We start from the raw sequence: 6,163 nt of genomic DNA, 5'->3' as shown, positions 1-6,163 counted from the left end.
GTCCACAACCGATTCCTATAAAAATACTAAAATTCTCAAAAATAATACCATTTTTCATAGACATGTCTTATGTCGTGTTAAGTTATGGAATAGTTATCACATTTCTAATATCTAAGCCTAAAGTATCACAATTACAATTTAAAATTGTTCACTAGGCTATCGAGTTGCTTGGAAACTTTTTTCAAGTGTTCGCTACTGACGGTGAGCTCCTCAGCGACTGTTGTTGTTTCCATGGTGAGATGATTAATATCTTCAACTGTGCGGTTGATTTCACTGACCACACTCGATTGTTCTTCCGTTGCCGTCGCCACTTGAATATTCTGATCACTAATATTCTCTATATAAACGCGGATCTGTTTTAGCGAGCTATTGGCATTTTCAGCTTGTTCAACCACCAACAAACTTTGCTCTCGGCCTTGGGACATTGCCCCAACCGCCCGTTTCGATTCTTCCTGTAAGTTATTAATGACTCTTTGAATTTCTTCGGTTGATGCAGCAGAGCGGCTTGCCAAATTTCGCACCTCATCGGCAACGACCGCAAAACCTCGACCTTGCTCTCCCGCTCGCGCCGCCTCAATCGCTGCGTTCAATGCAAGTAAGTTCGTTTGCTCGGAAATGCTACGAATAGTCTCAAGTATCGAGCTGATGTTAACCACTTGACCAGCCAAAGAGCCTACGACTTGTGCAGCTTGCTCTAATTCAGTGATCAAATCTGCAATTTGCACTTGTGCTTTCTCTACTACAGTGGTGCCATTTTCCGCCTGATGAGTGGCCTGTTTCGCAACGTCGGCAGCTTGAGCTGCGTTGTTTGCAATTTCGCCTACCGTTGCACCTAGTTCATGAATAGCAGTGGCCACTTGAACTGTTCTATCACGCTGCGAAGTGCAGTTGTTTTTGGTTAATAGTGCCCGAGCTGAAACTTGGTTAGCCGTATTCGCTAATTCATAAGAACTCGAAGCCACTTGCTTGATCGCTACATGTACTTTCTCAATGAAGTCGTTAAAACTGTCGCTAATTTTCGATAACTCATCTTGACCACCTAAATCAATACGAGCATCTAGCGCCATGTTTTCAGCTGCCAAAGCAATCGATTTTTGTAGGCTGGCCACTCTCGTTTTTAGGCCGATAACAATAAAGAATGAAGTGACAAACGAAATTAGCACGCCAATACCAATAATGATAAACATGTGATTTTGCCCTTGGGCATAACTCTTTTGGCTATTGACGTTCTGCTGTTTGGCCTGCTCTAGTAGCGAATCGAGGATCACATTGGCTTTTTTACGCAGTTCACCATAGGTAACCGCATATTGATCTCGGTATATGTTGCGCGCCGTATCTAGATCGCCCTTTTCAAATGCCGCCAACATAGGATTAAGTTGAGTACTGACCATTTTTTCAAAGTCAGTCAACAGCTGCTGAACTTGTCTACGTTGTTCTGGATCCACTTGTGACTGAACTGCGTGCTCGACAGACTGCCTCATTTCAGGGATATCTTCGTCACGTGTCTCTTTCACGCGTGTGAGGACACCCTTTTTATCTCTTAACGACGTCTCTTGAAGTAACATCATATCGATACCAACCCGCATACGGGGAATTCGAGAGGCAACTTCAGCCATTGAACGCATTGGCGCGGCCGTATTGAGATAGAGCTGTTCTGCCTGTCGTTGAATCGTCGACATGCTATTGAAGCTCGCCATTCCAACAATAATCAACGCAACGCAAGGTAATAACACCGCAAAAATTAATCGCGATTGTAAGGTAAACCGATTAGCAAACATCTTTTATATCCTTTTTAGTTGTAGCGCCATTATGTTATGGGGACAGATCTTAACCAATGAATGGTTTCTTATTTATTAAAAAGTTATCTTTTCTAGAACGTTTAAAATTAAATTAATGACTTTTATGACGTTAACTCAATAGCTAAGTATAGGCAATTTTAGGTTGAATGAGAGATGTGGAGTCAGCCGTATTTGTGGCACAGATGATCTTTTCAAAAAGACCACCACGATTTCAACGCTGAATGGAAATCCTTCACTTGTTGGATGGGCTGCTCGCTAGAAGTAAAAAGCCGAAGCAATCAATGCTCCGGCTTTTATTCTTTATCACCTTAGAATAAAGGTGGATATGTGAAACGATTACTCGTCTTCAGAATCGCTGCTCGGTTCAGAGTCAGTCTCTTCGGCGTCACTTTGTACTTCTAAAATTGCAACGCTCGCTTCACCTTCTGGCAATTCCTCACCTTCTGGTAACTCAACATCTTCAATTTCTTCAATACGTTGTAAACCTACGACGTTTTCATCTTCAGCGGTGCGAATCAAGGTCACACCTTGAGTATTGCGTCCCACTTGGCTCACTTCCGCGACGCGAGTACGAACGAGCGTACCGGCATCGGTGATCATCATGAACTCATCGCCTTCTTCAGTTTGCACTGCGCCGACAACTTGACCATTACGCTCAGACACCTTGATTGAAACAACGCCTTGAGTTGCACGACCTTTAGTTGGATATTCCCCTAAGGTTGTACGTTTACCATAGCCGTTTTGTGTCACTGTTAAGATGTCGCCGTCATTTGAAGGAACAATCAGCGATACCACTTGGTCGCCTTCTGCTAGCTTCATACCACGAACACCGGACGCTGTGCGTCCCATGGCGCGAACACCTTTGAACTTAATTTCTGGCTGGCCATGTTCATCAAGAACAGGCTGACCATTTTCATCCAATACTGGCGTTTCTTCTGATTCTTTAAAGCGAACCACTTTACCAAATTTAGAAAACAGCATAATTTCACTGTTGCCATCGGTAATGTCCACACCAATCAAAGAGTCATCTTCACGCAAGTTAACCGCGATCAAACCGTTAGAACGCACGTTGGCAAAGCTTGAAAGTGATGTTTTCTTCACTGTACCGTCACCGGTCGCCATAAAGATAAACTTATCATCACTAAACTCAGTGACTGGCAAAATCGCAGTAATACGTTCCCCTTCTTCCAGAGGAAGAATGTTAACGATAGGTTTACCACGCGCTGTACGGCTCGCTAGCGGTAATTGATAGACTTTCAAACGGTATGTCTTACCACGAGTCGAGAAGCAAAGAATATGGTCATGAGTATTCGCCACAAGAAGACGCTCAATGTAGTCTTCTTCTTTCATCTTCGTCGCGCTCTTACCTTTACCACCACGGCGTTGTGCTTCGTAATCGCTGAGGATCTGGTATTTCACATAACCTGCATGAGAAAGTGTAACGACCACATCTTCACGAGCAATCAGCTCTTCCATGTCGATATCGTGAGTTGCCGCGGTAATTTCAGTGCGTCGTGCGTCACCAAAAGCATCACGAACAGTTTCAAGCTCTTCGCGGATCACTTCCATCAAACGTTCAGTGCTGGCAAGGATATGCATCAGTTCAGCGATTTCTTCCAGAAGAGCTTTGTACTCATCAAGAATTTTTTCGTGCTCTAAACCTGTCAATCTGTGCAGACGAAGTTCAAGAATTGCTTGGGCTTGTTGCTCAGTTAAGAAATATTTGCCATCACGGATACCGTATTCTGGTTCAAGCCATTCAGGACGAGCGGCATCGGTTCCAGCACGTTCAAGCATTGACGCTACGTTGCCAAGATCCCAACCACGAGCAATCAAGCCTTCTTTTGCTTCTGCTGGCGTTGCCGCGCGGCGAATCAATTCGATGATTTCATCAATGTTGGCTAACGCGAGAGCCAGTGCTTCTAGAATGTGGGCACGATCACGAGCTTTACGCAGTTCAAAAATAGTACGACGCGTCACCACTTCACGGCGGTGATCAACAAAGCATTTCAACATTTCTTTCAAGTTGAATAGCTTAGGTTGACCATTATCCAGCGCAACCATGTTGATGCCGAATGTTGTTTGTAACTGTGTTTGAGCGTAAAGGTTGTTCAGTACCACTTCGCCAACCGCATCACGTTTACATTCGATAACAATACGCATGCCGTCTTTATCAGACTCATCACGCAGTGCACTGATGCCTTCGACTTTTTTCTCTTTAACCAACTCAGCAATTTTTTCAATCAAGCGTGCTTTGTTCACTTGATAAGGGATTTCTCTGACGATAATGGTTTCTTTACCATTCTTCTCGACTTCGATATCCGCTTTAGAGCGCATGTAGACTTTACCGCGCCCTGTTTTATAAGCGTCGATAATTCCTTTGCGGCCACTGATTAATGCTGCTGTTGGGAAATCTGGGCCCGGAATGTAGTCCATCAGCTCATCAATGGTGATGTCTTCATTATTTATATAGGCCAAGCAACCTTCGACCACTTCCGTTAGGTTATGGGGTGGAATGTTGGTTGCCATACCTACTGCAATACCGGATGAGCCATTCACCAGTAGGTTAGGAATTTTCGTAGGAAGAACCGCAGGGATCTGTTCTGTACCGTCATAGTTCGGTACATAATCGACCGTTTCTTTGTCGAGATCGGCAAGCAGTTCGTGGGCAATTTTTGACATGCGTACTTCGGTGTAACGCATTGCTGCCGCAGAGTCACCATCGATCGAGCCAAAGTTACCTTGGCCATCGACCAACATGTAACGCAATGAGAACGGCTGCGCCATACGAACAATCGTATCGTATACAGCACTATCACCATGCGGGTGATATTTACCAATCACATCGCCCACAACACGGGCAGATTTTTTATATGGTTTATTCCAATCGTTACCAAGCACATTCATCGCGAATAGAACGCGACGGTGTACTGGTTTTAGGCCATCACGCACATCTGGAAGAGCACGACCCACGATAACGGACATCGCGTAGTCTAGGTATGAACCTCTTAGCTCATCTTCAATGTTTACGGGCGTGATCTCTCTAGCTAGATCGCTCATAGAGCCATTATCCCTCTATCTTTTGATCGTATATTCGATACGTACAAGGCCGAAAAATATAACACATAATTCACTACTTCGGCATCCCTTTCCCTTTCCTTTTATCAGGTTGTGACCTTTGTTGTGTATCAAGTGCCGAGAAATTGCACATTCATTCCATACCCGGCTGATTAATGGCCAAATTTTAGCCAAAAATTAATGAAATAAAGATAACCTGTAGCCTGTGATAATCAACTGGTTATAATATCCCACACAACTAAAGATGCCTATTTTGACAGCAAGAGCGAATCTAACATGACTAAAGCACAAAACGTTGATCTTAATGAAATTAAAAAGTTTGAAGAGATGGCGTCACGCTGGTGGGATCTGGATGGTGAATTTAAGCCACTGCATCAAATTAACCCGTTAAGATTGAACTATGTGTTGGTCAATGCCAACGGCCTATTTGGCAAGAAGGTGCTCGATGTTGGATGTGGTGGCGGAATTTTAGCCGAAAGCATGGCGCGAGAAGGTGCGCAAGTGACTGGCTTAGACATGGGCAAAGAACCGCTTGAAGTCGCTCGTTTACATGCTTTAGAAACCGGAACAAAGCTCACTTATATTCAAAGTACGATTGAAGACCACGCCGCTGACAACCCACACACATATGATGTTGTCACCTGCATGGAAATGCTTGAGCATGTTCCAGACCCATTGTCCGTTGTTCAAGCCTGTTCTGCGTTGGTCAAACCCGGCGGTCATGTTTTCTTTTCTACGCTCAATCGTAATTTTAAGTCTTACCTGTTTGCCATCGTGGGCGCAGAAAAGTTGCTACGCATTGTTCCAGAAGGCACACATGATCATGAAAAATTCATCCGCCCATCGGAACTGATTAAGATGATTGATAAAACAAACCTGCAAGAGCAAGGAATAACTGGCCTACTTTATAACCCGTTAACCGATACTTACCGTTTAGGGCGCAATGTTGATGTCAATTACATCGTTCATACTCAGCTTTTTTAAAGTCAGTGGTCATCTAATATGCCATTATCGATAGCGTATTGCTCACGTTAAAAATTAAGCCGAATAGCACATTTTTTCTCGGTTTCTAGGCTGTTTTTTGTGCTCTAGATTCCATTTTAACCACATCGAAAATCGCTCCCTTTTTTCCTCAAAGATCAAGAAGTTTTTTTTTGATTGTGGTTACATCTAAACCAAACTCAAAACGGTAATTTTCTACAATCAAATCGGCTCTTTGATCATCAGTAAGTGGGTACTAACTGTTTTTTTTATTTTTGCTAGTTATCCACAAGCTGTCCCAGATC

3 protein-coding genes are annotated in these 6,163 nt (G+C 43.7%); 1 reads left to right on the top strand and 2 read right to left on the bottom strand.

Features of this window, described 5'->3' with window-relative positions; all coding sequences use genetic code 11:
* Window positions 1-131: 131 nt before the first annotated feature.
* Both AACT21_RS05290 and gyrA read right to left on the bottom strand, forming a co-directional pair.
* Entirely contained in the window at window positions 132-1,778 is a 1,647-nt protein-coding gene (locus AACT21_RS05290) for a methyl-accepting chemotaxis protein (RefSeq protein WP_017046166.1), read from the bottom strand.
* 357 nt (window positions 1,779-2,135) lie between these two features.
* On the bottom strand, window positions 2,136-4,859 hold the full coding sequence (gene gyrA, locus AACT21_RS05285; RefSeq protein WP_017049834.1) for a DNA topoisomerase (ATP-hydrolyzing) subunit A: 2,724 nt from the start codon (window positions 4,857-4,859) through the stop codon (window positions 2,136-2,138).
* A gap of 294 nt (window positions 4,860-5,153) precedes the next feature.
* Between gyrA and ubiG the strand changes: the two genes are divergently transcribed.
* A complete protein-coding gene (ubiG, locus tag AACT21_RS05280; protein WP_017044298.1) occupies window positions 5,154-5,861 on the top strand; it encodes a bifunctional 2-polyprenyl-6-hydroxyphenol methylase/3-demethylubiquinol 3-O-methyltransferase UbiG in 708 nt (235 codons plus the stop codon).
* Window positions 5,862-6,163 lie beyond the last annotated feature (302 nt).

It is taken from the genome of Vibrio sp. V08_P9A1T1 (assembly GCF_963874405.1).
GTDB lineage: Bacteria > Pseudomonadota > Gammaproteobacteria > Enterobacterales > Vibrionaceae > Vibrio > Vibrio anguillarum.
Note: the sequence above shows the minus strand (reverse complement) of the source record. Positions and strands in the feature narration are given on the sequence as shown.

Coding starts and splice junctions, on each gene's coding strand:
- gyrA (WP_017049834.1), bottom strand. CDS start 4,859: ATGAGCGATCTAGCTAGAGAGATCACGCCCGTAAACATTGAAGATGAG.
- ubiG (WP_017044298.1), top strand. CDS start 5,154: ATGACTAAAGCACAAAACGTTGATCTTAATGAAATTAAAAAGTTTGAA.
- AACT21_RS05290 (WP_017046166.1), bottom strand. CDS start 1,778: ATGTTTGCTAATCGGTTTACCTTACAATCGCGATTAATTTTTGCGGTG.